The organism is Paraburkholderia sp. GAS448 (genome assembly GCF_050435685.1).
GTDB lineage: Bacteria > Pseudomonadota > Gammaproteobacteria > Burkholderiales > Burkholderiaceae > Paraburkholderia.
Genome location: NZ_JBNDKT010000143.1, coordinates 1 through 1389 on the forward strand (window position 1 = coordinate 1; position 1389 = coordinate 1389).

General features: G+C 54.4%; 1 protein-coding gene. It reads left to right on the plus strand.

The features are described from left to right. The first annotated feature begins 333 nt into the window (after nucleotides 1–333). Nucleotides 334–993, plus strand: coding sequence for a response regulator (locus P3T23_RS47655; RefSeq protein ID WP_429322949.1), 660 nt, complete (start codon nucleotides 334–336; stop codon nucleotides 991–993). Nucleotides 994–1389 lie beyond the last annotated feature (396 nt).

The following is a 1389-nucleotide window of genomic DNA, read 5'->3' on the forward strand; positions in this document are numbered from 1 at the left end:
GGCTTCATGTCACCCCATGAAGCCCGTCAGGCAGCCACCCTGAAAGAGGCCGCCTGAGTTGCAAAACCGTGTCCAGACAATCCGAGCCGGTACAGTTGCGCTCTCCGCCGCTTTCATCTGGACCTGCTGATTGTCAACAGGCCCTAATATGGCCCTTAATTTTAATAACTAAAATCCATGTACACCATGATTAATTTTACGACCTATCCTATTAGTTAAATCTACTTATAGGACGCGTCTCACGTATCGGCACCTGATCTTCGGGTAAATTCTGCTTGCGTTCACCACGCCAGACCACAGTCGGCGCCCCGAGGACCCCAAACCATGGCCAACATGAAAATCCATCTTGTACTAGCAGACGATCACCCCGCGTTGATCGCGGGCATCAAGTACGAACTGGCAGGAATCCGTACATTGGACGTAGTCGGTACCGCAAATAATTCGACTGAGATCGTCGAACTGCTAGCGCGTGTGCCATGCGATATCCTCATTACAGACTACGCGATGCCGGGCGGCGAGTACGGAGACGGCATCATGCTCCTGTCATTCTTGCGGCGTCGATACCCCGACTTGAAAATCATCGTCTTCACTTCGATCAACAACCCCGGCATAACGCATAAGATATCGAAGCTTGGCATCAAGTCAGTGCTCAACAAAGTCGACGACGTGGGGCATCTGATTTCAGCCATTCATACGGTCTATGCGGGTGCTGCGTACTTCCCCCCGGTGCAGCTCTCCCAAGGCCAGACGGGTCGGGCAGATACCGAAACCACGAGGCAGTTGAGCAAGCGTGAAACTGAAGTGGTACGTCTCTACGTGTCGGGACAGTCGATCAAAGAGATTGCCGAACAATTGCATCGGTCCAAGCAAACAGTCAGCTCACAGAAGATGAACGCGATGCGCAAACTCGGCATCGAGCGCGACGCCGACCTGTTTCGCTTCGCCTACGAGGCGGGGTTCGCCGTCGCGACCGATTGGCACCCTGATGCCTAAGTGCGTCCGCACAATAATCGCGTTGCCTCAATCAACGGCTTTGAGGTTCGTCAGGAGCGAGATTTCATAATCGCAGCCTGTCCCTTCGCGAGTCGACGGCCACCTCTTCAAGAGCTAGCCCTGTCCGGGCTTGTGGGCCAGAATCTACAATTTGCCCGCGTCACAATCACTGATTCTGACGTGATGCCTGGCTTGCTTCAACCTATCCGGCGCCGATGTTGCGATGACTCCATGCACCGGGATGATTCGCGCCCTGACAATTTTAAAGATCCCAACAAACAGGCTCAAAGCCGGGTTCTGATAATCATATAGCCGGCCTGCCTCCGTTCCGGTAGAACGGCTGGCGTAGAGTCAGGGTGCAAACCCACCGACTTGACGCACAGGAGGCCGGCATGG

Bases quoted from the DNA above. Each gene is read 5' to 3' on its own strand.
- P3T23_RS47655 (WP_429322949.1), top strand. From the start codon at position 334: ATGAAAATCCATCTTGTACTAGCAGACGATCACCCCGCGTTGATCGCG.